Raw genomic sequence first — 24,181 nt, forward strand, 5'->3', positions numbered from 1 at the left:
AATGGCTGGATTGCATCGCCGATGTCCGTCCAGGATGCCTAATCTGGCGGTACAGGATCAGCCCAACGGAGACATGCCATGCCACTCATCATCGACGACATTCCCGAGGCGATTCGCAGCACGAAACGCGCGCTGCGCGATGCGCTACCGGACTATGCGAAGGTGTTCCGCGAAGTCGAAGGCGCGATCGCCCGGCAGGTCGAAGCGATTCGCCGCGAGCGCGAGCGCGGCGAGGAGGCGATACCCGTATTCGACTACGCGTCTATTGCGTCGGGCGACGTCGATCCTCGCGTCGTCGCGCGCATCAAGGAGCGTGGCGCATGTGTCGTGCGCCGCGTGTTCGATCCGCAGCAGGCGAGCGAATGGAACGACGAAATCGGGCAATACGTCGAGCGCAACCGCCTCGACGACAAGCTCGCGCATCGCGCAGAGGACAAGTACTTCGGCACGCTCGTGTCGAGCAAGCCGCAGATTTACGGCGTGTACTGGTCGAAACCCCAGACGCTCGCGCGGCAGTCCGAGCAGTTGACGAACACGCGCGTGTTTCTCAACCGGCTATGGCGCGCGGAAAGCGAAGGCAAGCGCCACTTCGATCCCGATCGCGTGCCCGTCTACGCGGACCGTATCCGTCGGCGGCCGCCGGGATCGGAATCGCTGGGCCTGTCGCCGCACGTCGATGGCGGCTCGGTCGAGCGGTGGCTCGATCCGAATTACCGGAAGGTCTATCGGCACGTGCTGTCGGGCAACTGGCGCGCGTACGATGCCTACGACGCCGCGTTCCGTCCCGATGCCGAAGAGATTCCGTCGCCCGCCGTGTGCTCGATGTTCCGCACGTTCCAGGGCTGGACGGCGCTGACGGCGCAAGGTCCCGGCGACGGCACGCTGCAACTGGTCCCGATCGCGAACGCGATGCCTTACATCCTGCTGCGCGCGCTTCAGGACGACGTCCCCGACGACGAGTTGTGCGGCGCCCAACCGTCGCGCGCGCTGTCGATCAAGCGCGAATGGCACGCATTGCTGCTCGAAGCCGTCACGCCAATTCCCCACATGCAGCCGGGCGACGCCGTCTTCTGGCACTGCGATGTCGTGCATTCCGTCGAAGACGCGCATCGCGGCACCGGCTATAGCAACGTGATGTATATCGCGTCGGCGCCCTGGTGCGCGAAGAACGAGGCGTATCAGAAGCGCCAGTTGCCGAGCTTCCAGCGCGGCGAGAGCCCGCCCGATTTTCCGTCCGATCACTTCGAAACAGACTTCGTCGGACGCGCAACCGAAAGCGATCTGACGCCGCTCGGCCGCGCGCAACTCGGGTTCGATCTCTGAGCGAGCGTGCGGGGCGCCGAAACGAGGGATGCGAAGCGCGAGGCGCTGGTAGTGCCGATACAGGTATCGGCACTACCAGCCAACCCCATGTTTTTTATCGGTTTTTTCGATAGCTGGCGAGCCTGTGGCGCCAACTGCGTGGCATAATCGATCGGACACGAACTGCCCGTTGTCATTACTACCCCGCATACCATGGCACAGACTCTCTACGACAAATTGTGGAACACGCACGTGATCCACACGGAAGAAGACGGTACGGCAATTCTTTACATCGACCGTCATCTGCTGCATGAAGTGACCAGCCCGCAGGCGTTCGAAGGCCTGAAGATGGCGGAGCGCCCGGTGTGGCGCATCAGCGCGAATCTGGCTGTGTCGGATCACAACGTTCCCACCACGGATCGCAGCCACGGCATCGCCGATCCCATATCGAAGCTGCAAGTCGATACGCTCGACTCGAACTGCGATTCGTTCGGCATCACGCAGTTCAAGATGAACGACCTGCGCCAGGGCATCGTGCACATCATCGGGCCGGAGCAGGGCGCGACGCTGCCGGGCATGACGATCGTCTGCGGCGACTCGCACACGTCGACGCACGGCGCGTTCGGCGCGCTGGCGCACGGCATCGGCACGTCGGAAGTCGAGCACGTGCTGGCCACGCAGACGCTGCTGCAGAAGAAGAGCAAGAACATGCTCGTGAAGGTCGAAGGCGCGTTGCCGCGCGGCTGCACCGCGAAGGACATCGTGCTCGCGATCATCGGCAAGATCGGCACGGCGGGTGGCACGGGCTACGCAATCGAATTCGGCGGCTCGACGATTCGCGCGCTGTCGATGGAAGGCCGCATGACCGTCTGCAACATGGCGATCGAAGCGGGCGCGCGCGCCGGCATGGTCGCCGTCGACGACACGACGATCGAATACCTGAAGGGCCGTCCGTTCTCGCCGGAAGGCGTCGAATGGGATCAGGCCGTCGAGTACTGGAAGCAGTTCATGTCCGACGCGGACGCGCATTTCGATCGCGTGGTCGAGCTGAACGCCGCTGACATCGTGCCGCAGGTCACGTGGGGCACGTCGCCGGAAATGGTCACGTCCGTCGACGGCCGCGTGCCCGATCCGGAGAAAGAGAAAGACCCGGTGAAGCGCGACGCGATGGAACGCGCGCTGCAATACATGGCGCTCGAACCGAATCTGCCCATCGAATCGATCAAGCCGGACAAGATTTTCATCGGCTCGTGCACGAACGCGCGCATCGAAGACCTGCGCGCGGCCGCGTGGGTCGTGAGGAAGCTCGGCCGACGCGTTGCGTCGAACGTCCGTCTCGCGATGGTCGTGCCCGGCTCGGGTCTCGTGAAGGCGCAAGCCGAGCGCGAAGGGCTCGACAAGGTGTTCACCGACGCCGGTTTCGAATGGCGCGAGCCGGGCTGCTCGATGTGTCTCGCGATGAACGCCGACCGGCTCGAGCCGGGCGAGCGTTGCGCGTCCACGTCGAACCGCAATTTCGAAGGCCGTCAGGGCGCGGGCGGACGCACGCACCTCGTGAGCCCCGCAATGGCAGCGGCCGCCGCCATCGAAGGGCATTTCGTCGACATTCGCAAGCTGGGATGACACGCAACATGAACATCGATCGCATCGCACTTCTGCGCCGATTCGCACTCGCGACGCTCGCCGGGCTGCTGCTCGGACTCGCCGGTTGCAACACGGTGCATGGCTTTGGCGAAGACCTGCAGCATCTGGGCGGGTCGATCAGCAACAAGGCGGAAAAGTAAGCGGTTTTTGATTCGCCGGACGCGCTTGCCGCGCACTGCGCGCGCCGTCCGGCTTCGAACAGGCGAAAGCGTCATGGAAAAATTCATCGTACACACCGGCGTCGTGGCGCCGCTCGATCGCGAAAACGTCGACACCGACGCGATCATTCCGAAGCAGTTCCTGAAGTCGATCAAGCGCACGGGCTTCGGTCCGAACGCGTTCGACGAGTGGCGTTATCTCGATCACGGCGAGCCGGGTCAGGACAACTCGAAGCGTCCGCTGAATCCCGATTTCGTGCTGAACCAGCCGCGCTACCAGGGCGCGTCGATACTGCTCGCGCGCCAGAACTTCGGCTGCGGCAGCTCGCGCGAGCACGCGCCGTGGGCGCTGCAACAGTATGGCTTCCGCGCGATCATCGCGCCGAGCTTCGCGGACATCTTCTACAACAACTGCTTCAAGAACGGCCTGTTGCCGATCGTTCTGACGGAGCAGCAGGTCGACCATCTGTTCAACGAAACATTTGCGTTCACCGGCTTCCAGCTGACCGTCGATCTCGACAAGCAGGTCGTGCGCACGACGGACGGCGGCTCCGAGTACCCGTTCGAGGTTGCCGCGTTCCGCAAGTACTGCCTGCTGAACGGCTTCGACGACATCGGTCTCACGCTGCGTCACGCGGACAAGATCCGCCAGTTCGAAGCGGAGCGCATCGCGAAGCAGCCGTGGCTGAATCACCGCCTCGTGCGCTGAAGCGCGCGTTCGTGTCGCGCTCGCGCTCACGCGTTGAAGCGCCGAATGAAGGCCTGATGGAAATCAACAAGGAATACGCATGAAGATCGCAGTGTTGCCGGGCGACGGCATCGGCAAGGAAATCGTCAAGGAAGCAGTCAAGGTTCTGAACGTGCTCGGCGAGAAGTTCGAGCTGGAAGAGGCGCCCGTCGGCGGCGCGGGCTACGAAGCGGCGGGCCATCCGCTGCCGGAAGCCACGCTGAAGCTCGCGAAGGAAGCGGACGCGATTCTGTTCGGCGCGGTCGGCGACTGGAAATATGATTCGCTTGAGCGCTCGCTGCGCCCGGAGCAAGCGATTCTCGGCCTGCGCAAGCATCTGCAGCTCTTCGCGAACTTCCGTCCGGCGATCTGCTATCCGCAGTTGACGGGCGCTTCGTCGCTGAAGCCGGAAATCGTTTCGGGCCTCGACATCCTGATCGTGCGCGAACTGAACGGCGACATCTACTTCGGCCAGCCGCGCGGCGTGCGCCAGGCGCCGGACGGTCTGTTCGAAGGCGCGAAGGAAGGCTTCGACACGATGCGCTATGCGGAGCCCGAAATCCGCCGCATCGCGCACGTCGCGTTCCAGGCGGCGCAAAAGCGCGGCAAGAAGCTGACGTCCGTCGACAAGGCGAACGTGCTCGAAACGTCGCAGTTCTGGAAGGACATCATGATCGACGTGTCGAAGGAATACGCGGACGTCGAGCTGTCGCACATGTACGTCGACAACGCGGCGATGCAGCTCGTGAAGGCGCCGAAGTCGTTCGATGTGATCGTCACGGGCAACATGTTCGGCGACATTCTGTCCGACGAGGCCGCGATGCTGACGGGCTCGATCGGCATGCTGCCGTCGGCGTCGCTCGACAAGAACAACAAGGGCCTGTACGAGCCGTCGCACGGTTCGGCGCCCGATATCGCGGGCAAAGGCATCGCGAATCCGCTGGCGACCATTCTCTCGGCCGCGATGATGCTGCGTTATTCGCTGAACAAGGCCGAGCAGGCCGACCGCATCGAAAGCGCCGTGAAGAAAGTGCTGGAGCAGGGCTATCGCACGGGTGACATCGTCACGCCGGGTTGCCAGCAGGTCGGCACGTCGGCGATGGGCGATGCCGTCGTCGCCGCGCTGTAACGCGCGCAGTTTTAAAGGCAAATACGCGTGAATCGGCCGGTTTCGCGCCGATTCACGCAAATCGCGGCGTGCGCGCCGCAAAAACGGGTTTTCGTGTAGACTCCAACGATGGCGACGATTCCTCAAATCACCTCGATTTCGACACTGCGCGGCAAAACGGCCCGCGTGGTTGCGCTCGCCATTACCACCAAAACGATTACCCCGAAAACGATCACGAAGCGCTGATCGTCCGTCGTGCCCGCCCATCTTCCCCGCGCGGTCACGCCGGGCAAAGTTGCGGGGAAGTGTCCACTCGAAGGGTAAGTCATGAACGTAGGTCTCGTAGGTTGGCGCGGCATGGTCGGCAGCGTCCTGATGCAGCGTATGCAAGAGGAACGCGATTTCGATCTGATCGAACCGGTGTTTTTCAGCACCAGCAACGCGGGCGGCAATGCGCCGTCGTTCGCCAAGAACGAGACCAAGCTCAAAGATGCGACAAGCATCGACGACCTGAAGAAGTGCGACGCCATCATTTCCTGCCAGGGCGGCGACTACACGAACGAAGTGTTCCCGAAGCTGCGCGCAGCGGGCTGGAACGGCTACTGGATCGACGCGGCGTCGGCGCTGCGCATGAAGGATGACGCCGTCATCATTCTCGATCCCGTCAACCTCGACGTGATCAAGAACGCGCTGGTCAAGGGCCAGAAGAATTTCATCGGCGGCAACTGCACGGTCAGCCTGATGCTGATGGCGCTGGGCGGCCTGTTCCGCGAAAACCTCGTCGACTGGATGACGGCCATGACGTATCAGGCCGCATCGGGCGCGGGCGCGCAAAACATGCGCGAACTGCTGCAGCAGATGGGCACGCTGTACGGCGCAGCGAAGGAAGACCTGGCCGATCCGTCGTCGGCGATTCTCGACATCGACCGCCGCGTGCTGTCCGCGATGAACAGCGAACGCATGCCGACCGACCACTTCGGCGTGCCGCTCGCCGGCTCGCTGATTCCGTGGATCGACAAGGATCTCGGGAACGGCATGTCGAAGGAAGAGTGGAAGGGCGGCGCGGAAACCAACAAGATTCTCGGCAAGCCCGCGATGGGCGAGCCCGGCTCGATCCCTGTCGACGGTCTGTGCGTGCGTATCGGCGCAATGCGCTGCCACTCGCAAGCGCTGACCATCAAGCTGAAGAAGGACGTGCCGCTCGATGAAGTGAACGGCATCCTTGCATCGTCGAACGACTGGGTGAAAGTCGTGCCGAACGAACGCGAAGCGTCGATCCGCGATCTGTCGCCCGCCGTGGTGACGGGCACGCTAACGGTTCCCGTCGGCCGTCTGCGCAAGCTGGCGATGGGCGGCGAATACCTGTCCGCGTTCACGGTCGGCGACCAGTTGCTGTGGGGCGCTGCGGAGCCGCTGCGTCGTATGCTTCGCATTCTGCTCGACAAGTAAAGTAAACTACGCGCGATCAGTTCAACGACGCGTAAAAAAACCAGAAAGCGTCGCGATTCTCGCGGCGCTTTTTTCATTGGGGCATTACCGAATCTTGTCGCCAACACTCTTCAACATGCGCCCCATGGCCATGCAAAAAAGGTCCCGATGACGGCCCGATTCCAGACTCTTCCCGCCGCTTTGCGCAGCGGCTCGCATCAGATCGCGGCAGCAGTCGCGATCGTATTTGCCGGCGCACTTTCGACACCCGGCGCGGCATTCGCGCAGACAGCCGCGACAGGCGCGGCGAGCGCCGCTGCGACGGCCGGCGCGCCGTCCGGTACGGACGCCGGCGCAGCGCAATTCACCGTTCGGCCGGGTCAATCGCTGAACGATGCCGCGATCGCGCTCACGCAATCGCACGATCGCGCGGTGCTGGCGCGCGCGGCTAAAGCGATTTTCGATGCGAATCCGAACGCGTTCATGGGGCACGATCCGAGCCGCTTGCGGCTGGGTGCCGTCCTGAACCTGCCGCCCGTCGATGCGACGGGTGCGGCAGCCAGCGCAGCTGCGGCAGCGGGGGCGGCGTCCGCACCGGGCGCGGCGCCACAGACAGCGGCTAACGCTTCGGCGACGACGTCGGCGCCAGCACCAGCGGCATCGACGCCTGCCGCACCCGCCGATATAGGCGCGAGCGCGGCCGCCGGAACGGGCGCTTCGTCGTCGGCTGCGGCGCAGTCTTCACCAGGCGCCAGCGTGCCAGCATCGACCGAAACGGCGCCGGTGGCTGGCTCGCAGGCCGCGGGCACGACCGCGCCATCGGCATCGGCGGCGAGCGGCGCGCACGGGTGGACGGGCTCGATCCAGAGCAGCGGGCCGGCCGCCGGCGCGCAGCCCGCGTCACAGCCGCATCCGCAGGTTTCGAGCTTGCAGCAGTTGCTGGCGCTGAAGAACCGCGTGCTGATGGAATTGCAGAAGCATGGCATCGGCAAGCAGCCGGCGTCGAACGGGAACGCTGCGACCGCGCCGGGCACGACACAGCCGTCGGGTTCGACGGGTAGCGCCAGCGCGCCCGCCAGCGCGACCCCCGCCGCTCCGACACCCGCACCCGCAACGGCGCATCCTGCCAGCGCATCCGCCCGTATTCCGCAGGAGTATCTGGGCGTGGCGGCCGCCGTCGGCGCGGCGCTTGTGGCGCTGCTGGCCGGTCTGACGATGCGCCGGCGCCGGAAGGCCGCGCGCGAAGAGTCGGCAAACGAGGCAGCGGCAAACGAGCCGTCCGCTCCCGGCGATGAAACGCCGCGCGTCGCGCCGGATGCGGCCCGGGTTCTCAACGAAACGCCTGCCGAGCCGAACGCGCCATCGACGTCGCCCGCCGACGCGCATCAAGCGCCGCACACCGCTCCGACTGAGCCCGCCGCCGAAATCGAAGCGAAGTCGGAGCCAGAAACGTTCGACGCCGCGTCGGCTGAAGCGGGTCTGGCGGCGGCTGCATCGCTGGGCGCCGACGCATTGCCGCGCGAGTCGCTCGATCCCGCGCGCGACGAAGCGCGTGCCGCCGAGGCCGCCGCGCAGGAACAGGCCGCGCGCGAACAGGTTGCGCAGACGGCGGATCACGCCGCTGAGACGACGCGCGTCGAGCCCTCGCTCGACGAAACGCCGATTCAGGCGTCCATCGAGCCGGCCGCGCACCAGGCGCTTGAAGCATTCGAAGAAGTGCCATCCGAAGAAGCGCCGGAAACGGCGCCCGCAGCGCACAAGCTGGATCTCGGCGCGACGCCGGACGTGGCGTTTCGCGAGCGGACTTTCGAGCCGCCCACCTCGCCCGCCACGCCGCCGATTCAACAGGGCCACGCCGAACCCGCCGTTCAACACGAACAACTGATCGAGCCGCTGCCCGACGACGACTCGCTCGCGTTGCCCGACGAGCCGTCGACGCCCGAGCGTTTCCCATTAGGCGAGCCGCCGCCGCTGGGGCCCGCCATCGCGGATTTTCCGCGCGACGCCATCCACGCGCTCGACGGCCTCGACGATTTCGCGTTGCCGCCGCGCGCCGAGCACGCTGAGCCCGCAGCGGAGTTCGACTTGCCGGAGACGCTCGGCGCGCACACCGCGACGCCGCCTGCATCGCTGACCACGCAGCCCGTCGTGACGCCGGACATCACGGCGCAGCAGGCGATCCCCGAGCACGCGCCCGAGCCGCCCGCCGCCGCCGATGAAATCGTCGCCGGCACCGCAGGTGCGGCTGCCGTCGCGGGCCTGGGCGCCGCGCCGTTCGGCGCGCTGAACCTCGATTTCGACCTCGAATTGCCGCCCGGCCCGTCGCAGGCCGTGCCCGCGTTCACGCCGGAAGAGCTCGCGCGGATCGCCCGCAACAAGCTCGATCTGGCCGTCGAATACATCGATCTTGGCGACGTCGTCGGCGCGCGCACGCTGATCAACGAAGTGATCGAATCGAACGATGCCGCGACGCGCGCCCATGCACGCGCGTTGCTGTCGACGCTCGCGCCGCTTTCGTGATGTCTGTCGTGAAGCGTATTGCGCTTGGCATCCAGTACGACGGCGCAGCGTTTTGCGGCTGGCAGTCGCAGCCGCACGGCAAGACGGTGCAGGACGAGCTCGAGCGCGCGCTGCGCGAATTCGCGCAGACGCCGCTGCAGACAGTCGTCGCCGGGCGCACGGATACGGGCGTCCACGGGCTCGGGCAGGTCGTGCATTTCGATACAGAACTGAATCGCGCGGAATTTTCGTGGGTGCGCGGCACGAACGCGTTTTTGCCGAAGACGATCGCCGTGCAGTGGGCAAAGCCGATGCCCGAGGCCTTTCACGCGCGCTTTTCCGCCTTCGAGCGCACGTACTATTACGCGCTGTACGTGCATCCCGTGCGCTCGCCGATGCTCGTGGGCCGCGCGGGCTGGATCCACACGCCGCTCGACATCGACGCGATGCGCGAAGCGGCCACCTGCCTGATCGGCGAGCACGATTTTTCGGCGTTCCGTTCGTCGGAGTGCCAGGCAAAGACACCCGTCAAGCATCTGTACCAGATCGATATCCGGCCGCAGGGCGACTTTATCCATTTCCGCTTTCGGGCGAACGCGTTTTTGCATCACATGGTGCGTAATCTGATGGGATGTCTCGTGGCCGTGGGCCGCGGACGCTATCCGGCAACGTGGCTCGCCGAAGTGCTCGACAGCCTCGACCGGAATCAGGCCGCGCCTACGTTCATGCCCGACGGGCTGTATCTTGCACAAGTGGGCTATCCTGAGGAGTTCGCTGTGCCTGCGCCGCAGGCGGGCAGCGTCCCGTGGAGCACTGTTTGGACTGACTCATGACTTCCGCCAAATCCGCCGATCCGTCCGTTTCTGCGGTTTCCGCAGCGATATCCGACGATAACTCCGCCGAAAGCGTCTCGCCCTCCGACGAAATCGTCCCGCACCGCACGCGCGTCAAGCTGTGCGGGCTGGGCAACGCCGCCGACGTCGCGCATGCCGTCGCACTCGGCGCCGACGCGATCGGCCTCGTGTTCTATCCGCCGAGCCCGCGCGCGCTAAGCGTCGCGCAGGCCGTCGAGATGACGCGCGTCGTGCCGCCGTTCGTGTCGGTGGTCGGGCTGTTCGTGAATCCGACGCCGGAGTGGTTCAGCGAAGTCACCTGCAACGTGCCGCTGACGATGCTCCAGTTCCACGGCGACGAAACGCCCGAGCAGTGCGAGAAACTGGCGGGCATTGCGGGTTTGCCTTGGTTGCGCGCGCTGCGAATTGCGCCCGATACTCAACCGGCCGATTTGATAAAATCAGCCCTTAACTATTCAGCCGCCAACGGTCTCATGTTCGACACTCATGTCGAAGGCTATGGCGGCGGCGGGAAGGTCTTCGATTGGTCACTTATTCCAGCAGAGCTCGCGCGTCGGGCCGTTTTGAGTGGTGGGTTGAACACGCAAAACGTCAGTGAAGCGATTCATCGCGTGCGCCCGTACGCGGTCGATGTCTCCAGCGGCATCGAAGTGCCGGGCGCAAAGGGCGTGAAAGATCACGCCCGGATGGCGGCGTTCGTGCGCGCGGTGCGCGAAGCGGACGCCGGATGATTCCCAGGCCGCGTCGCGCACCGCGCAGGCAGCGGCACACTGAGAAGAGTGACGGAATATGTACAACTTACCCGATGAACGTGGCCACTTCGGCCAATATGGCGGCGTGTTCGTCGCCGAGACCCTGATTCACGCGCTCGACGAGCTGCGCCAAGCATACGAAAAATACTCGAAAGACCCGGACTTCATCGCCGAATACGAGCGCGAACTGAAGTATTTCGTCGGTCGTCCTTCCCCTGTCTATCACGCACAACGCTGGAGCGAACTGCTCGGCGGCGCGCAGGTTTATCTGAAGCGCGAGGACCTGAATCACACGGGCGCGCACAAGGTGAACAACGTGATCGGCCAGGCGCTGCTCGCGAAGCGCATGGGCAAGCCGCGCGTCATCGCGGAGACGGGCGCCGGACAGCACGGCGTTGCCACGGCTACGATCGCGGCGCGCTTCGGCATGGAGTGCGTCGTGTACATGGGCGCCGAGGACGTGCGCCGCCAGGCCGCCAATGTTTACCGGATGAAACTGCTCGGCGCGACCGTCGTGCCCGTCGAATCGGGCTCGCGCACGCTGAAGGACGCGCTCAACGAAGCGATGCGCGACTGGGTCACGAACGTCGAAAATACCTTCTACATCATCGGCACGGTGGCCGGTCCCCATCCGTATCCGATGATGGTGCGCGATTTCCAGCGCGTGATCGGCGACGAATGCAAGGTGCAGATGCCCGAACTGACCGGACGGCAGCCGGACGCCGTGATCGCGTGCGTTGGCGGCGGTTCGAACGCGATGGGTATCTTTTATCCGTACGTTGACGACACTTCCGTGAAGCTGATCGGCGTGGAAGCTGCCGGCGACGGCATCGATACGGGGCGTCACGCGGCATCGCTGATCGGCGGCAGCCCGGGCGTGCTGCACGGCAACCGCACGTACCTGCTCCAGGACGAGAACGGCCAGATCATCGAGACGCATTCGGTGTCGGCGGGCCTCGACTATCCGGGCGTCGGTCCTGAGCACGCGTGGCTCAAGGACAGCGGGCGCGCGGAGTACGTCGGCATCACCGACGAAGAGGCGCTCAAGGCGTTCCACGACTGCTGCCGCATCGAAGGCATCATTCCCGCGCTGGAGTCGAGTCACGCGCTCGCATACGCGGCGAAGCTCGCGCCGACGCTGCCGAAGGACCAAATCCTTTTGGTGAATCTGTCGGGCCGGGGCGACAAGGACATGCACACGGTCGCCGAGCGATCGGGCATCGAGTTCTGAGCGCCCAGACGATGCGCGACGAGTTCGAGGAGCCGCAGCCGCCTGCGCTGAACGGCGACGCCGAAGCAGGCGTCGCCGAGTTGTCGCTGCACGCGGGCGCTGCATCGCTGCTGCCGTTGCCGGCGGGCATCGAGCTTCTGAACCGCGATTTTCTGACCGAGGCAGCGAATCTGCCGGATGGCTCGATCGATCTGATCGTCGCCGATCCGCCGTACGGTCTGGGCAAGGACTATGGCAACGATTCGGACATGCGCTCGGGCGAGAGCTTTCTCGCCTGGACGCGTGACTGGCTCGATCTGGCCATTCCGAAGCTCAAGCCGTCGGGTTCGCTGTACATCTTCTGCACGTGGCAGTACGCGCCGGAAATCTTCGTGTTCCTGAAGAGCAGGCTCACGATGATCAACGAGATCATCTGGGACCGGCGCGTGCCGAGCATGGGCGGCACGACGCGCCGCTTCACGTCCGTGCACGACAACATCGGTTATTTCGCAATGTCGAAGGACTATTATTTCGACCTCGACCCCGTCCGCATCCCGTACGATGCCGCCACGAAGAAGGCGCGTTCGCGCAAGTTGTTCGAAGGCAGCAAGTGGCTGGAGCTCGGCTACAACCCGAAGGACGTCTGGTCGGTCTCGCGCCTGCATCGGCAGCACGCCGAGCGGGTCGCGCACCCGACGCAGAAGCCGCTCGAAATCGTCGAGCGGATGGTTCTCGCGAGTTGTCCGCCGGGTGGCCGCGTGCTCGACCCGTTCATGGGGAGCGGCACGACGGCCGTCGCTTGCGCACGCCAGAAGCGCGAATTCGTCGGCTATGAGATCAATGAAAGTTACTGCGCGATAGCGCGAGAACGCGTCAGCCTGGCGGCGAATCCACCCAAGCCCGTTCCTCGCGGCAAGGCAATCGTCGCCGATCCGGCGGCTTGAGTCACGTCGCGCAGTTCATCGACTTCGAGAAAATTCCATGTCCCGTATTCAATCGACGTTCGCGGCGCTGGCCGCGCAAGGCAAAAAAGGCCTGATCCCGTTCATCACCGCCGGCGACCCAGACCCGGCGCGCACCGTCGAGTTCATGCACGCGCTCGCCCAAGGCGGCGCCGATGTCATCGAACTCGGCGTGCCGTTCTCCGATCCGATGGCCGACGGCCCCGTGATCCAGCAGTCGTCGGAGCGCGCGCTCGCGAAGGGCGTGTCGCTGAAGCACGTGCTCGCCGACGTCAAGCGCTTCCGCGAAACCGACGACAAAACGCCCGTCGTGCTGATGGGCTACGCGAATCCGATCGAGCGCATGGGCGCCGACGCGTTTGCAGCCGCTGCGAAGGAAGCGGGCGTCGACGGCGTGCTGGTCGTCGACTATCCGCCCGAAGAATCGGCTAACTTCGCCGAAAAGATGAAGGCGGCCGGGATCGATCCGATTTTCCTGCTCGCGCCGACGTCGACGGACGAGCGCATCGCCGAGGTTGGTAAAATCGCGAGCGGCTACGTCTACTATGTGTCGCTCAAAGGCGTGACGGGCGCTGCAAATCTGGACGTTTTGAGCATCGCGGGTAAAATCCCGGCCATCAAGTCGCGCGTGCCGCTGCCCGTAGGCGTCGGTTTCGGCATCCGCGACGCGCAGTCGGCGCGCGCGGTCGCCGAGGTTTCCGATGCCGTCGTGATCGGCAGCCGTATCGTGCAATTGCTCGAAGAAGCGGCACCCGAGTCCGCTGCCAGCAAGCTGACGACTTTCATCGCCGAAATTCGCCGGGCCATCGACAGCGTCGGCGCAACTGCCTGATAAACAATAATTTTGTCGCCGTTACGCTGGCGGCGCGGATCGGACCGCGCCGCCTTGCGTATCGCGAACCCTGGAAGGAATGACCATGAGCTGGCTCGACAAACTGTTGCCGCCGAAAATCAAGCAAACCGATCCGAAAAGCCGCAAGGGCATTCCGGAAGGGCTGTGGATCAAATGTCCGTCGTGCGAAGCGGTGTTGTACCGCAATGACGTCGAGGCGAATCTGCATGTCTGCCCGAAATGCGATCACCACATGCGGATTGGCGCGCGCGAACGGCTCGACGGCTTGCTCGATCCGGAAGGCCGTTATGAGATCGGCCAGGAAATCCTCCCCGTCGACGCGCTCAAGTTCAAGGACAGCCGCAAGTATCCGGATCGCCTGAAAGAGGCGATGGACGAGACGGATGAAACCGACGCGATGGTCGTGATGGGCGGCGCGATTCACACGCTGCCCGTCGTCGTCGCGTGCTTCGAGTTCGCGTTCATGGGCGGCTCGATGGGCTCTGTGGTCGGCGAGCGCTTCGCGCGCGGCGTGCAGAACGCGATCGAGCAGCACGTGCCGTTCGTCTGCTTCACCGCTTCGGGCGGCGCGCGCATGCAGGAGAGCTTGTTGTCGCTGATGCAGATGGCCAAGACCACGGCCATGCTGACCAGGCTCGCCGAAGCGAAGCTGCCGTTCATTTCCGTGCTGACCGATCCGACGATGGGCGGCGTGTCGGCGAGCTTTGCGTTCCTGGGCGACGTCGTGATCGCCGAGCCGAAAGCGCTGATCGGCTTCGCCGGCCCGCGCGTGATCGAGCAGACCGTGCGCGAAAAGCTGCCGGAAGGCTTCCAGCGCGCCGAATTCCTGCTGCAAAAGGGCGCGATCGACATGATCGTCGACCGCCGCAAGCTGCGCGAAGAGCTGGCGAAACTCATGGCGCTGCTGACGCGCCAGCCGGCCGACGCCGTCGCCTGATCGCTTGTCCACGCCAACGGCCGCGCAATTGAACCGCGCAGCCGGTAAGAAAAACCAACGCGCCGCGAGAGGTAATCAAGCGGCGCGTTGTCATTTCCAGGATAATTTCGATCCGCACTTCAGTTTCATCCGATGACCACTTTCCCCACCCTCGATGCGTGGCTCACGCATCTGGAATCCGCGCATCCCGTCGGCATCGACATGGGCCTTGCCCGCATCAGCCAGGTGCGCGACGCGCTGCAATTGTCGTTTGCGTGCCCGGTCATCACGGTCGGCGGAACGAACGGCAAGGGGTCGACGTGCGCGATTCTCGAGTCGATCCTGCTGCGCGCCGGCTATTCCGTCGGTTGCCACACGTCGCCGCATCTGCTCGCGTTCAACGAACGCGCGCGGATCAATGGCCAGATGGCGACGGACGCCGAACTGCTGCCGCATTTCGACGTAGTCGAGCAGGCGCGCCGGTCGTTGCACGAGCCCGTCTCGCTGACGTATTTCGAATTCACGACGCTCGCGATCATGCATCTGTTCGCGGAGCGCGGCCTCGACGTCGTGATCTTCGAAGTGGGGCTCGGCGGGCGCCTCGACGCGGTGAATATCCTCGATACCGATTGCGCGATCATCACGAGCATCGACATCGATCACACTGACTTCCTCGGCGATACGCGCGAAAAAATCGGTTTCGAGAAGGCGGGCATTTTCCGTCCGGGCAAGCCGGCCATCTGCGCCGATCCTGTTCCCCCGCAGACGCTCATCGAGCATGCCGGGAAGATCGGCGCCGATCTGTGGCTCTTCGGGCGCGATTTCCGCTACGAAGGCCAGGCGGGCAGCGAGCGCCAGCAGTGGAGCTACATCGGCCCGTCGATGCGCCGCTCGGCGCTCGCCTATCCGGCGCTGCGCGGCGCGAATCAGCTGATCAATACGTCGGCGGCACTGGCGGGGCTCGAAGCGTTGCGCGACCGTCTGCCCGTGTCGGCGCAGGATATCCGGCTGGGTCTCGCCAACGTCGAATTGCCGGGACGCTTCCAGGTGCTGCCCGGCAAGCCGTCGATCGTGCTCGACGTCGGGCATAATCCGCATGCCGCCGCCGTGTTGGGCCAAAATCTCGGCAATATGGGCTATTTTCCGTACACTTACGCCGTATTTGGCTCCATGCGCGACAAGGACATCGCGGGCGTGGTGGCGCACCTGAAGGGCGAGATCGACCACTGGTGCGTGACGGATCTGCCGACGCCGCGCGCGGCGAGCGCCGAAGAACTGGAAACGGCGCTGCGCGACGCCGGCGTCGTCGATGGGCCGGACTCGACTGTCGCACGTTTTGCGACACCGGCAGAAGCTTTCCAGGATGCGCTAAAACGGGCATCCGACAATGATAGAATTGTGGTTTTCGGCAGTTTCTATACGGTTGCAGGCGTAATGGCCTACCGTAAATCGCAGCAACACTGAACGCGCGGGCCTCGACCAAGCCATTCATGGGTATTTTCTCGTTCGGCAAAAAAGACGACGCACCTACGCGGCGCGGCGCAAATTCCAGTTCCAGTCGCGGCAGTCGTGCCGAGCGCGCTGAGCGGGTCGAACGGCGCAGCCGCCGCACCGACCGTTCCGGCGACGCCGATGCGATGATGCTCGACCCCACGCTTCCCGAGAAGCAGCGCGCGCGCCGGCGCCTGGTTGGCGCAATCGCGCTGGTGATCGCCGCCGTCGTGATTCTGCCGATGGTGCTCGACTCGCATCCGAAGCCCGTCACCGACGACATTTCCATCGACATTCCGAGCCGCCCGATCCCGAAGTCGCGTGCGGCAGACGACGCCGACACGCAAGCGGGCGTCGCGCCCGACAATCCCGCCGCTCCGGATGCCGCGCTGGCTGCATCCGGGCTTGCCCGCACCGCGTCGGGCACGGCGGCAACGGGTGCCATCGCATCGCAGCACGACAGCCGGAGCGCGCCGATCGCCATGACGCCCGCGAAGCCGCAGGCGCCCGCCGTCGTCGCGAACAATACGCCGGCTCAGGCCGCGAAGCCCGCTGCCAAACCGCAAGCCGAAGCGAAGCCGGCCGCGAGGCCAGAGCAGAAGGCCGAACAGAAGCCCGCCGTCACGGACACCACGCAAATTGCCGCTTCCGGCACCGAATCGGGCACGCCCGCGGCGCCTCCCGGCAACCGTTTCGCCGTCCAGCTGGGCGCGTTCCAGGACGACGCCAGCGCGCATACGTGGGCGAGCAAGTTGAAAGCGGCGGGCGTGCCCGCATATACGGAGCGTCGCAAGCAGGCAGACGGCTCGACCCGCACCTTGCTGCGTGCCGGTCCGTTCGCGGACCGCGCGGCGGCGTCGGCGGCTATCGCGAAGGTGCGCGAGGCGGGCCTGACGTCGGGTGCGAACAACGGCACCGCGCAGTAAGCCGGCGATGTTCACCGCATTCGACTACGCTGTAATGGCGGTGATCGGCCTGTCGGCGCTGCGCGGAACGTGGCGCGGCTTTCTGTCCGAGGTATTCGGGCTGATCGGCTGGGTCGTCGCGTTTCTGGTGGCGGCGCGCTTCGTCGGCCTGCTGGTGCCGTACGTGCCGGCGAACTGGCCGGGCGGCGCGTTGACGCAATGGCTGATCGCGTTCGCAGCCATCGTCATCGGCGTGATACTGGTGGCGAGCGTGGCGAATGCGCTGCTGAGCCGGCTGGTGCAGGTATCCGGCCTGGGCGGAATTGACCGCTCGCTTGGACTGATGTTCGGCCTCGTACGCGGGGTCATACTGGTGCTGATTCTGGTCGCCCTCGCTGGCTTGACCGAATTGCCCAGACAGGAATTCTGGCGCAACGCGCTGCTGCGGCCCTACGCCGAGCAGGGCGTTCGAGAGTTGAAGCCTCTGCTTCCCGAGACGCTCGCCGCCTACGTCCACGTGTAACGAAGCGTTGCGCGCAAGGGACGAAAGCGGCAGACAAGGCGGGCCGATGGGTGAGGCAGTCAGAACCACGGCGCGCGCGGCTGCCTCCCCGGCACCGCCTGATCGAATTTCGTACCCTTTGAAGGACATGCCATGTGCGGCATCGTAGGCGTAGTTTCCCAGTCTCCCGTCAACCAGCTGATCTATGACAGTCTGCTGCTCCTGCAGCACCGCGGTCAGGACGCAGCCGGCATCGCTACGGCGAACGGCAGCACTTTCCACATGCACAAGGCCAACGGCATGGTGCGCGACGTGTTCCGCACGCGCAACATGCGCAGCCTGCCCGGCACGAGCGGCATCGGCCAGGTGCGCTACCCGACGGCGGGTTCCGCCTCGAGCGAAGAAGAAGCCCAGCCGTTCTACGTGAACGCGCCGTTCGGCATCATCCTCGCGCACAACGGCAATCTCACGAACTGGCCGCAGCTGAAGGAAGAGATGTTCCGCGTCGATCGCCGGCACATCAACACGAACTCCGACACGGAAGTGCTGCTTAACGTGTTCGCGCACGAACTGCAGACGGCGAGTTCGGGTCTGCAGCTCGATCCGGCGGCGCTGTTCAAGGCCGTGTCGGGCGTGCATCGCCGCGTGCGCGGCTCGTACGCGATCGTGTCGCTGATTTCCGGCTACGGTCTGCTCGGTTTCCGCGATCCGTTCGGCATCCGTCCGCTGTGCATCGGCAAGCTGGAAACGGCGTCGGGCACGGAATGGATGCTGGCGTCGGAATCGGTGGCGATCGAAGGCATCGGCTTCGAATTCGTCCGCGACGTCGCGCCGGGCGAAGCCATTTTCATCGACTTCGAAGGCAACTTCCACGCGCAGCAATGCGCGACGAATCCGAGCCTGAATCCCTGCATTTTCGAACTTGTGTATCTCGCGCGTCCGGACTCCGTGCTCGACGGCGTGCCCGTCTACAACGCGCGTCTGCGCATGGGCGACTATCTGGCCGAGAAGATCGTGCGCGAGCTGCCGAAGGACGTGAAGATCGACGTCGTGATGCCGATTCCCGACTCGTCGCGCCCGGCGGCGATGCAGGTCGCGGCGAAGCTGGGCGTCGAATACCGCGAAGGCTTCTTCAAGAACCGCTACGTGGGCCGCACCTTCATCATGCCCGGCCAGGCGGTGCGGAAGAAATCGGTGCGCCAGAAGCTGAACGCGATGGGCATCGAGTTCAAGGGGAAGAACGTGCTGATCGTCGACGATTCGATCGTGCGCGGCACGACTTCGCACGAGATCGTGCAGATGGCGCGCGATGCGGGCGCGAACAAGGTGATCTTCGCGTCGGCGGCGCCGCCCGTGAAGTACCCGAACGTCTACGGTATCGACATGCCGACGCGCAGCGAACTCGTCGCGCACGGCCGTTCGGACGAAGAAGTGGCGCGCCTGATCGGCGCCGATTTCCTGGTCTACCAGGACGTCGACGCGTTGAAGAGCGCGGTGCGCGACATCAACCCGGCGCTGAAGGAATTCGAGGCGTCGTGCTTCGACGGCAACTACATCACCGGCGACGTGACGACGGAATATCTCGACCGCATCGAAACCGCGCGCCTCGCGCCGTCCGCGCAATCGGACCGCGACGCGGCGAGCGAAGCGCTCGAAGGCGGCACCGCGCGTTCGCAATTGCATCTGCAACTGTCGGTGGAGTAAATCGCCGCGCGCGCGGGATCGGCGTGATCGAATCTCGCGCGCGGTGTTTCGGTCCCGAACGGCGCATGCAGTGTTACTATCGGGGCTTGCGTCGATTTGATCTCAGCTTGCGGACGCGGGGAAACCCAAAACAGCTAAAGCGAACGGTGGGGCCAGCAGCGCAGCCATCGACGCTCACAGCATCCCCGTACACGAAGCCCGCTTATGCCGACGCAAAGCGGGCTTTTTGTTGCTCTCGCATGCGCGAACCTGGCGGAACCTGGGAAGCGCATGCGCCTCGAAAAAACGGAACAGAACGAACATGGACGACTCCCTCAACTTCGACACTCTCGCAGTCCGCTCGGGCACGTTGCGCAGCGATTTCGGCGAGCATTCCGAGGCAATCTTTCTGACGTCGAGCTTTGTCTTTGCGAGCGCCGCCGAAGCCGCAGAGCGCTTCAAGAAATCCGAAGACTATTACACGTACTCGCGCTTCACGAACCCGACGGTCACGATGTTCCAGGATCGTCTCGCGGCGCTCGAAGGCGGCGAGGCGTGCATGGCGACGGCATCGGGGATGGCCGCGATCATGTCGGTGGTGATGTCGGCGATGCAGGCGGGCGATCATCTCGTCAGCTCGCAGAGCCTGTTCGGCTCGACGCTCGGCATGTTCTCGCAGATTTTCAGCAAGTTCGGCATCGCGACGACATTCGTCGATCCGACCGATCTCGACGCGTGGAAAAACGCCGTGCGTCCCGAGACGAAGATGTTCTTTCTCGAAACGCCGTCCAATCCGCTGACCGAAATCGCCGACATCGAAGCGATCAGCACGATCGCGAAGTCCGCGAATGCGCTGTTCGTCGTCGACAACTGTTTTTGCAGCCCCGCGCTGCAACAGCCGCTGAAGCTCGGCGCCGATGTCGTGATGCACTCGGCGACCAAGTTTCTCGACGGCCAGGGCCGCGTGCTCGGCGGCGCGCTGGTCGGCTCGAAGCAGTTCATCATGGAAAAGGTGTTCCCGTTCGTGCGCAGCGCGGGCCCGACGCTGTCCGCGTTCAACGCGTGGGTGCTGCTGAAGGGCATGGAAACGCTGTCGTTGCGCGTCGAGCGCCAGTCGGCGAACGCGCTCGAAATCGCGCGCTGGCTCGACTCGCATCCCGCCGTGAACCGCGTGTTCTATCCGGGCCTCGAATCGCATCCGCAGTACGAGATTGCGAAGCGTCAGCAGAAGGCGGGCGGCGCGATCGTCTCGTTCGAAGTGAAGGGCGACACGCCCGAGCAGATGCGCGAGAACGCATGGCGCGTGATCGACAGCACGAAGATCTGCTCGATCACGGGCAACCTCGGCGATACGCGCACGACGATCACGCATCCCGCGACCACGACGCACGGCCGCATCACGCCCGAGGCGCGCGCGGCGGCGGGCATCACGGAAGGGCTGATCCGCCTTGCCGTGGGGCTGGAGAATGCCGACGATATCCGCGGCGATCTGGCGCGCGGCCTGACGGGCTGATCGTTTGATTGATTGTTTGAAGAGAGCCGGGCGCGCGATCGCGTCCGGTTCGTCGCCATCGCCATCAAACGAAGTTCAGTGCAACAGCGCCCGCCACTGGCCGGGCGCCATCCCATAGCGCCGCGTGAACGCGTGCGTGTACGCGCTCTGATCGCTGAAGCCCACTTCGAGTGCGACGTCCGTCAGCGAGCGGCGCGGATCGGCAAGCAGCGTGACCGACGTATCCAGCCTCAGACGCTGCAAATAGCGATGCGGCGTTTCGCCGAACGCTTCGATGAACAGCTGATGAAAACGCCGCATGCCAAAGCCGCAATGCGTGGCGAGATCGGCGATACGTAGCGGCTCCGATAGATGCGCGCGCAGCCAGCCGTCGATGCGCGCGAAGTCCAGGCCCGCGCCGGGCGCAGCATTCGCCATGCCCGTCTCCTCGACGATCGCCGCGCACAGACGCGCCGCCGCATCCCAGTTGAAGCGCCGCCACGCGGCATCGCCGTCGATGTGGCCTGTCGCGCGGCCCGCGATGTGCGAAACCAGTTGCGTGAGCGATGCATTGATCGCCACCGCGCGTGCCTTGTCGAAGAGCCGCTGCGGCACCGCAACCGACGACGCGGGCAGGTCGAGCACGAGTTGCCGGTTCTCGCCGACGCCCGCGTAATCGTGCCGCGAGCCCGCCGGAATGAGCCACGCAGACGTGCAGTCGATCTCGCGCGCGACGCCGTCGACGGCCATCACCATCGAGCCGTCGAGACCGAGCACGATCTGATGGAAGTCGTGCACGTCCGACGCTTCCACCGCGCCGTAACGGCGCAGGGAAACGCTGGGCGCGTCGTTGACGGCGTGGCTCATCTCAGGACGTCAAGAGCAAAAATTCAAGAGCGCAGAAACGCTCAGATGTCGAGCAATTCGACTTCGAAGACGAGCGTCGCATTCGGCGGAATCACGCCACCCGCGCCGCGCACGCCGTAACCGAGTTGCGGCGGGATGGTCAGCTTGCGCACGCCGCCGACCTTCATGCCCTGCACGCCTTCGTCCCAGCCCTTGATGACCATGCCGCCGCCCAGCACGAACGCGAACGGGTCATTGCGGTCCTTGCTCGAATCGAACTTCTGGCCGTTCGTGAGCCAGCCGGTGTAGTGCACGCTGACGGTCTGGCCAGCCTTCGCTTCGGCGCCCGTGCCTTCCTTCAGGTCTTCGTACTTGAGGCCCGAGGCGGTGGTGACAGTGGTCATGCGATGCTCCTTTGTTAATCGTTCGAAACCGTTATTGTAGGCGTGTCGGCGTGCTGTCGCGAGGATCGTGCGAACGCCCTGAGCCTATAATGATCAGACTGCAACCGATGATGAACCGCCAACGAGGATGTCGATCGTGACCACGTCTACACCGTCTTCTTCCGGCAGCAACCAGGGGATGCATGCCACCGCCGATCGCACCGCGCGACGCTGCGCCGAAACGGCGCTCTTCATGCGCGATCATGTGCTCTCCCTCGTCTCTCACGATCTGCGCAGCCCGTTGAACGCGATCCATAGCTGGGCGTATGTGCTCGATCGCAAGATCGACACGAACGACGCCACTGCGCAACGCGCGCTCGAAGGAATCCGCAACGGCGTCGATCAGCAGGTGAAGCTGCTCGAATCGATCGTCGATGCGACGCGCGCCGAAACGCGGACGCTCGCGTTGAACCGCGCGCCGTTCGAGTTGCGGCCGCTCGTCGACGAAACAGTCGGCGATGTGCGCGACGCGCTCGCTGCGCAGCGCAACGTCGCGCTCGAAGTCGATGCGTCGATCGATGCGCAGCAACTGGATGGCGATCGGGAGCGACTCGGTGCCGCGCTGTGGCTGCTCGTCGCGTTTGCCGTCGAAGCGAGCGCGAGCGGCGCGACGGTCGCGCTTGGTGCGCGCGTCGATGCGGCGACGTTCGAGGCCACCGTCACCTGGCCGCACGCGCGTGTTGCGCTGACGGATGCCGGGCTGCCGCATGTGCTCGAAAAATTCGCGCGGGAGCAAGCGACGCACCCGCGCGAAGCTGGCCGCATCTCGTGGGTGCTCGGCTTGTGCAAGCGTGTCGCCGAAGCGCACGACGGCGCATTCCAGCAGGGCGAATGGATCGATGGCCAGCCGGCGACGCTGAAGCTGCGCGTGCCGCTCGCAGGCGCATGACGGCACACGCGACGCACCGATGACCTGGCCGGATGGCCGATCGATGCGCGGCACGCACTTTCACACGCCTTTCGCGCTCTATACTGACGGCTTTTATTGCCGGAGTTGTCCGCTTTGATTCAGGTCGTCGCGCTCATCGGCGCGTTGTTGCTCGTTGCCCTCAACGGTTTCTTTGTCGCCGCCGAATTCGGTCTCGTGAAGCTACGGCAGACGCGCGTCCGGACGCTCGCCGAGAAGCACGGTCTGCGCGGCAAGCTGCTCGCGAAAGTGCATGGGCGGCTTGATGCGTATCTGTCGGCGTGCCAGCTGGGCATTACGCTTGCGTCGCTTGGACTCGGCTGGATCGGCGAGCCCGCGTTCGCGGAACTGCTCAACCCGCTTTTCCATTTGCTCGGCATCGAGTCCGAGCAGCTGATACACGGCATCTCGCTGTTCTTCGCGTTTTCGTGCATTTCGTTTCTGCACATCGTCGTCGGCGAACTGGCGCCCAAGTCGCTTGCGATCCGTCAGTCCGAGCAGATCGCGCTGTGGGTCGCGATACCGCTGTACGGTTTCTACTGGGCGATGTACCCCGCGATCTGGCTGCTCAACACAAGCGCGAATACCGTGCTGCGCATCGCGGGACTGTCGTCCGATCACGGTGGCGACACGCACTACTCGACGGAAGAACTCAAGCTGATTCTGCGCGGCCGCCACGCGAGCGTCGCGAACGGACTCGATGCGCCGAAGGACGCCTATTCGCAGGACGAATGGAACACGATCGCGCATTCGCTCGACTTCTCGCGGATGACCGTGTCAGACCTGATGCGGCCCGCGCATGAACTCGTGAGCCTGCGCCGCGATCTGCCGTGGCGCGAGAACATGCAGATCGTCGCGCGGCATCGTTTCAGCCGCTATCCGTTGCTCGAAGATGCAACGGGCGAACGCGTCGCGGGCACGATACATTTGAAGGACCTTCTGCTCGCGCGTCACGCGGGCAGCACGCTCGATGACCTGTCGCACTATGTGCGTCCCGTGCAGTACGTGAAGCCCAACATGCCCGCGCTCGAACTGTTCCGGCGCTTTCGCAAGGGCGCGCCGCATCTTGCGCTCGTCGGGCAGAAGAACGCTAAGCCGATCGGCTTTCTCACGCTCGACAATCTGCTGGGCGCACTGGTCGGCCAGATTCACGACGAGTTCCGGCAAGGCGACGCCGACTGGACGCGCATGGACGACGGCACGCTGATGGGCAAGGGCAGCTTACCCGTGGTGTCGCTGGAGCGCGCGTTGGGTATCGATATCGACGAAGGCCGCGCGGAATCCGTCGGCGGCCTCGTGATCAATGCGCTCGGAGATCTGCCGGAAGAAGGGCAGCGCGTCGAATTCGACCGATTCGATGTGGTCGTGAAGAGGATGAAGGGCCCACGCATCGTGCTGGTGCGCGTTTATCCGAAGGTGTTGGATGATGAGGGCGGCTAGTCGCGTGGTGCCTGCGGCGACTCGCAATCCCTGGCATCGGCGGTCGCCAATAGGTTGCC

The 24,181-nt window shown here is 64.7% G+C and carries 22 protein-coding genes; 20 read left to right on the forward strand and 2 right to left on the reverse strand.

Translation table 11 applies throughout. The features are described from left to right. Positions 1-78: 78 nt before the first annotated feature. The 18 genes from AABE10_RS02990 (at position 79) to AABE10_RS03075 (ending at position 20,507) form a co-directional block, all read left to right on the forward strand. Positions 79-1,323 carry a DUF1479 domain-containing protein gene (locus AABE10_RS02990; RefSeq protein WP_342931791.1) on the forward strand — a complete coding sequence of 415 codons (1,245 nt, stop codon included), beginning with the start codon at positions 79-81 and terminating at the stop codon, positions 1,321-1,323. A gap of 192 nt (positions 1,324-1,515) precedes the next feature. Beyond that, entirely contained in the window at positions 1,516-2,925 is a 1,410-nt protein-coding gene (gene leuC / locus AABE10_RS02995) for a 3-isopropylmalate dehydratase large subunit (protein WP_342931792.1), read from the forward strand. Continuing rightward, positions 2,922-3,086, forward strand: coding sequence for an entericidin A/B family lipoprotein (locus AABE10_RS03000; RefSeq protein ID WP_342931793.1), 165 nt, complete (start codon positions 2,922-2,924; stop codon positions 3,084-3,086). The genes leuC and AABE10_RS03000 overlap by 4 nt, the downstream gene beginning before the upstream one ends. 73 nt (positions 3,087-3,159) lie before the next feature. Beyond that, positions 3,160-3,813, forward strand: coding sequence for a 3-isopropylmalate dehydratase small subunit (gene leuD, locus AABE10_RS03005; RefSeq protein WP_342931794.1), 654 nt, complete (start codon positions 3,160-3,162; stop codon positions 3,811-3,813). Between the two features lie 79 nt (positions 3,814-3,892). Further along, positions 3,893-4,960: a 3-isopropylmalate dehydrogenase gene (gene leuB / locus AABE10_RS03010; RefSeq protein ID WP_087735653.1), complete on the forward strand. Its 1,068-nt coding sequence runs from the start codon at positions 3,893-3,895 to the stop codon at positions 4,958-4,960. A gap of 306 nt (positions 4,961-5,266) precedes the next feature. After that, positions 5,267-6,388, forward strand: coding sequence for an aspartate-semialdehyde dehydrogenase (asd, locus tag AABE10_RS03015; RefSeq protein WP_342931795.1), 1,122 nt, complete (start codon positions 5,267-5,269; stop codon positions 6,386-6,388). A 147-nt stretch (positions 6,389-6,535) separates the two neighbouring features. After that, positions 6,536-8,887 carry a FimV/HubP family polar landmark protein gene (locus AABE10_RS03020; RefSeq protein ID WP_342931796.1) on the forward strand — a complete coding sequence of 784 codons (2,352 nt, stop codon included), beginning with the start codon at positions 6,536-6,538 and terminating at the stop codon, positions 8,885-8,887. Beyond that, entirely contained in the window at positions 8,887-9,699 is an 813-nt protein-coding gene (gene truA, locus AABE10_RS03025) for a tRNA pseudouridine(38-40) synthase TruA (RefSeq protein ID WP_342931797.1), read from the forward strand. The genes AABE10_RS03020 and truA overlap by 1 nt, the downstream gene beginning before the upstream one ends. Beyond that, complete coding sequence (locus tag AABE10_RS03030; RefSeq protein ID WP_342931798.1) at positions 9,696-10,451, forward strand: phosphoribosylanthranilate isomerase; 756 nt, start codon at positions 9,696-9,698, stop codon at positions 10,449-10,451. The genes truA and AABE10_RS03030 overlap by 4 nt, the downstream gene beginning before the upstream one ends. A gap of 58 nt (positions 10,452-10,509) precedes the next feature. Continuing rightward, the gene (trpB, locus tag AABE10_RS03035; protein WP_342931799.1) at positions 10,510-11,703 is read left to right on the forward strand and encodes a tryptophan synthase subunit beta; all 1,194 of its coding nucleotides are present in this window, start codon (positions 10,510-10,512) and stop codon (positions 11,701-11,703) included. A gap of 11 nt (positions 11,704-11,714) precedes the next feature. Then, entirely contained in the window at positions 11,715-12,626 is a 912-nt protein-coding gene (locus AABE10_RS03040; protein ID WP_342931800.1) for a site-specific DNA-methyltransferase, read from the forward strand. A 37-nt stretch (positions 12,627-12,663) separates the two neighbouring features. Continuing rightward, complete coding sequence (gene trpA, locus AABE10_RS03045) at positions 12,664-13,476, forward strand: tryptophan synthase subunit alpha (protein ID WP_342931801.1); 813 nt, start codon at positions 12,664-12,666, stop codon at positions 13,474-13,476. A gap of 85 nt (positions 13,477-13,561) precedes the next feature. Beyond that, positions 13,562-14,434 carry an acetyl-CoA carboxylase, carboxyltransferase subunit beta gene (gene accD, locus AABE10_RS03050; RefSeq protein WP_342931802.1) on the forward strand — a complete coding sequence of 291 codons (873 nt, stop codon included), beginning with the start codon at positions 13,562-13,564 and terminating at the stop codon, positions 14,432-14,434. A 132-nt stretch (positions 14,435-14,566) separates the two neighbouring features. Beyond that, on the forward strand, positions 14,567-15,877 hold the full coding sequence (gene folC / locus AABE10_RS03055) for a bifunctional tetrahydrofolate synthase/dihydrofolate synthase (protein WP_342931803.1): 1,311 nt from the start codon (positions 14,567-14,569) through the stop codon (positions 15,875-15,877). Positions 15,878-15,903: 26 nt separating this feature from the next. After that, positions 15,904-16,830 (forward strand): SPOR domain-containing protein, encoded by a 927-nt coding sequence (locus tag AABE10_RS03060; RefSeq protein ID WP_342931804.1) that lies wholly within the window; start codon positions 15,904-15,906, stop codon positions 16,828-16,830. A gap of 7 nt (positions 16,831-16,837) precedes the next feature. Next, positions 16,838-17,332: a CvpA family protein gene (locus AABE10_RS03065; protein ID WP_342931805.1), complete on the forward strand. Its 495-nt coding sequence runs from the start codon at positions 16,838-16,840 to the stop codon at positions 17,330-17,332. Between the two features lie 132 nt (positions 17,333-17,464). After that, positions 17,465-19,015, forward strand: a complete 1,551-nt coding sequence (gene purF, locus AABE10_RS03070) for an amidophosphoribosyltransferase (RefSeq protein WP_342931806.1) — start codon at positions 17,465-17,467, stop codon at positions 19,013-19,015. Between the two features lie 301 nt (positions 19,016-19,316). Beyond that, positions 19,317-20,507 (forward strand): O-succinylhomoserine sulfhydrylase, encoded by a 1,191-nt coding sequence (locus AABE10_RS03075; RefSeq protein ID WP_342931807.1) that lies wholly within the window; start codon positions 19,317-19,319, stop codon positions 20,505-20,507. Positions 20,508-20,582: 75 nt separating this feature from the next. On the opposite strand, the gene AABE10_RS03080 is transcribed toward AABE10_RS03075, so the two are convergent. Next, positions 20,583-21,353, reverse strand: a complete 771-nt coding sequence (locus AABE10_RS03080) for an AraC family transcriptional regulator (protein ID WP_342931808.1) — start codon at positions 21,351-21,353, stop codon at positions 20,583-20,585. A 41-nt stretch (positions 21,354-21,394) separates the two neighbouring features. Continuing rightward, complete coding sequence (locus AABE10_RS03085) at positions 21,395-21,736, reverse strand: FKBP-type peptidyl-prolyl cis-trans isomerase (protein WP_342931809.1); 342 nt, start codon at positions 21,734-21,736, stop codon at positions 21,395-21,397. Positions 21,737-21,863: 127 nt separating this feature from the next. Here AABE10_RS03085 and AABE10_RS03090 point away from each other — a divergent pair, with 127 nt between their 5' ends. Together AABE10_RS03090 and AABE10_RS03095 are read left to right on the forward strand one after the other, a co-directional pair. Then, complete coding sequence (locus AABE10_RS03090; protein WP_342931810.1) at positions 21,864-22,664, forward strand: HAMP domain-containing sensor histidine kinase; 801 nt, start codon at positions 21,864-21,866, stop codon at positions 22,662-22,664. A 114-nt stretch (positions 22,665-22,778) separates the two neighbouring features. Beyond that, positions 22,779-24,122, forward strand: coding sequence for a hemolysin family protein (locus tag AABE10_RS03095; protein WP_342931811.1), 1,344 nt, complete (start codon positions 22,779-22,781; stop codon positions 24,120-24,122). Positions 24,123-24,181 lie beyond the last annotated feature (59 nt).

Origin of the sequence: Paraburkholderia diazotrophica (assembly GCF_038900755.1) — a bacterium.
Classification (GTDB): domain Bacteria; phylum Pseudomonadota; class Gammaproteobacteria; order Burkholderiales; family Burkholderiaceae; genus Paraburkholderia; species Paraburkholderia diazotrophica_A.

Bases quoted from the DNA above. Each gene is read 5' to 3' on its own strand.
- AABE10_RS02990 (WP_342931791.1), top strand. From the start codon at position 79: ATGCCACTCATCATCGACGACATTCCCGAGGCGATTCGCAGCACGAAA.
- leuC (WP_342931792.1), top strand. From the start codon at position 1,516: ATGGCACAGACTCTCTACGACAAATTGTGGAACACGCACGTGATCCAC.
- AABE10_RS03000 (WP_342931793.1), top strand. From the start codon at position 2,922: ATGACACGCAACATGAACATCGATCGCATCGCACTTCTGCGCCGATTC.
- leuD (WP_342931794.1), top strand. From the start codon at position 3,160: ATGGAAAAATTCATCGTACACACCGGCGTCGTGGCGCCGCTCGATCGC.
- leuB (WP_087735653.1), top strand. From the start codon at position 3,893: ATGAAGATCGCAGTGTTGCCGGGCGACGGCATCGGCAAGGAAATCGTC.
- asd (WP_342931795.1), top strand. From the start codon at position 5,267: ATGAACGTAGGTCTCGTAGGTTGGCGCGGCATGGTCGGCAGCGTCCTG.
- AABE10_RS03020 (WP_342931796.1), top strand. From the start codon at position 6,536: ATGACGGCCCGATTCCAGACTCTTCCCGCCGCTTTGCGCAGCGGCTCG.
- truA (WP_342931797.1), top strand. From the start codon at position 8,887: ATGTCTGTCGTGAAGCGTATTGCGCTTGGCATCCAGTACGACGGCGCA.
- AABE10_RS03030 (WP_342931798.1), top strand. From the start codon at position 9,696: ATGACTTCCGCCAAATCCGCCGATCCGTCCGTTTCTGCGGTTTCCGCA.
- trpB (WP_342931799.1), top strand. From the start codon at position 10,510: ATGTACAACTTACCCGATGAACGTGGCCACTTCGGCCAATATGGCGGC.
- AABE10_RS03040 (WP_342931800.1), top strand. From the start codon at position 11,715: ATGCGCGACGAGTTCGAGGAGCCGCAGCCGCCTGCGCTGAACGGCGAC.
- trpA (WP_342931801.1), top strand. From the start codon at position 12,664: ATGTCCCGTATTCAATCGACGTTCGCGGCGCTGGCCGCGCAAGGCAAA.
- accD (WP_342931802.1), top strand. From the start codon at position 13,562: ATGAGCTGGCTCGACAAACTGTTGCCGCCGAAAATCAAGCAAACCGAT.
- folC (WP_342931803.1), top strand. From the start codon at position 14,567: ATGACCACTTTCCCCACCCTCGATGCGTGGCTCACGCATCTGGAATCC.
- AABE10_RS03060 (WP_342931804.1), top strand. From the start codon at position 15,904: ATGGGTATTTTCTCGTTCGGCAAAAAAGACGACGCACCTACGCGGCGC.
- AABE10_RS03065 (WP_342931805.1), top strand. From the start codon at position 16,838: ATGTTCACCGCATTCGACTACGCTGTAATGGCGGTGATCGGCCTGTCG.
- purF (WP_342931806.1), top strand. From the start codon at position 17,465: ATGTGCGGCATCGTAGGCGTAGTTTCCCAGTCTCCCGTCAACCAGCTG.
- AABE10_RS03075 (WP_342931807.1), top strand. From the start codon at position 19,317: ATGGACGACTCCCTCAACTTCGACACTCTCGCAGTCCGCTCGGGCACG.
- AABE10_RS03080 (WP_342931808.1), bottom strand. From the start codon at position 21,353: ATGAGCCACGCCGTCAACGACGCGCCCAGCGTTTCCCTGCGCCGTTAC.
- AABE10_RS03085 (WP_342931809.1), bottom strand. From the start codon at position 21,736: ATGACCACTGTCACCACCGCCTCGGGCCTCAAGTACGAAGACCTGAAG.
- AABE10_RS03090 (WP_342931810.1), top strand. From the start codon at position 21,864: ATGTCGATCGTGACCACGTCTACACCGTCTTCTTCCGGCAGCAACCAG.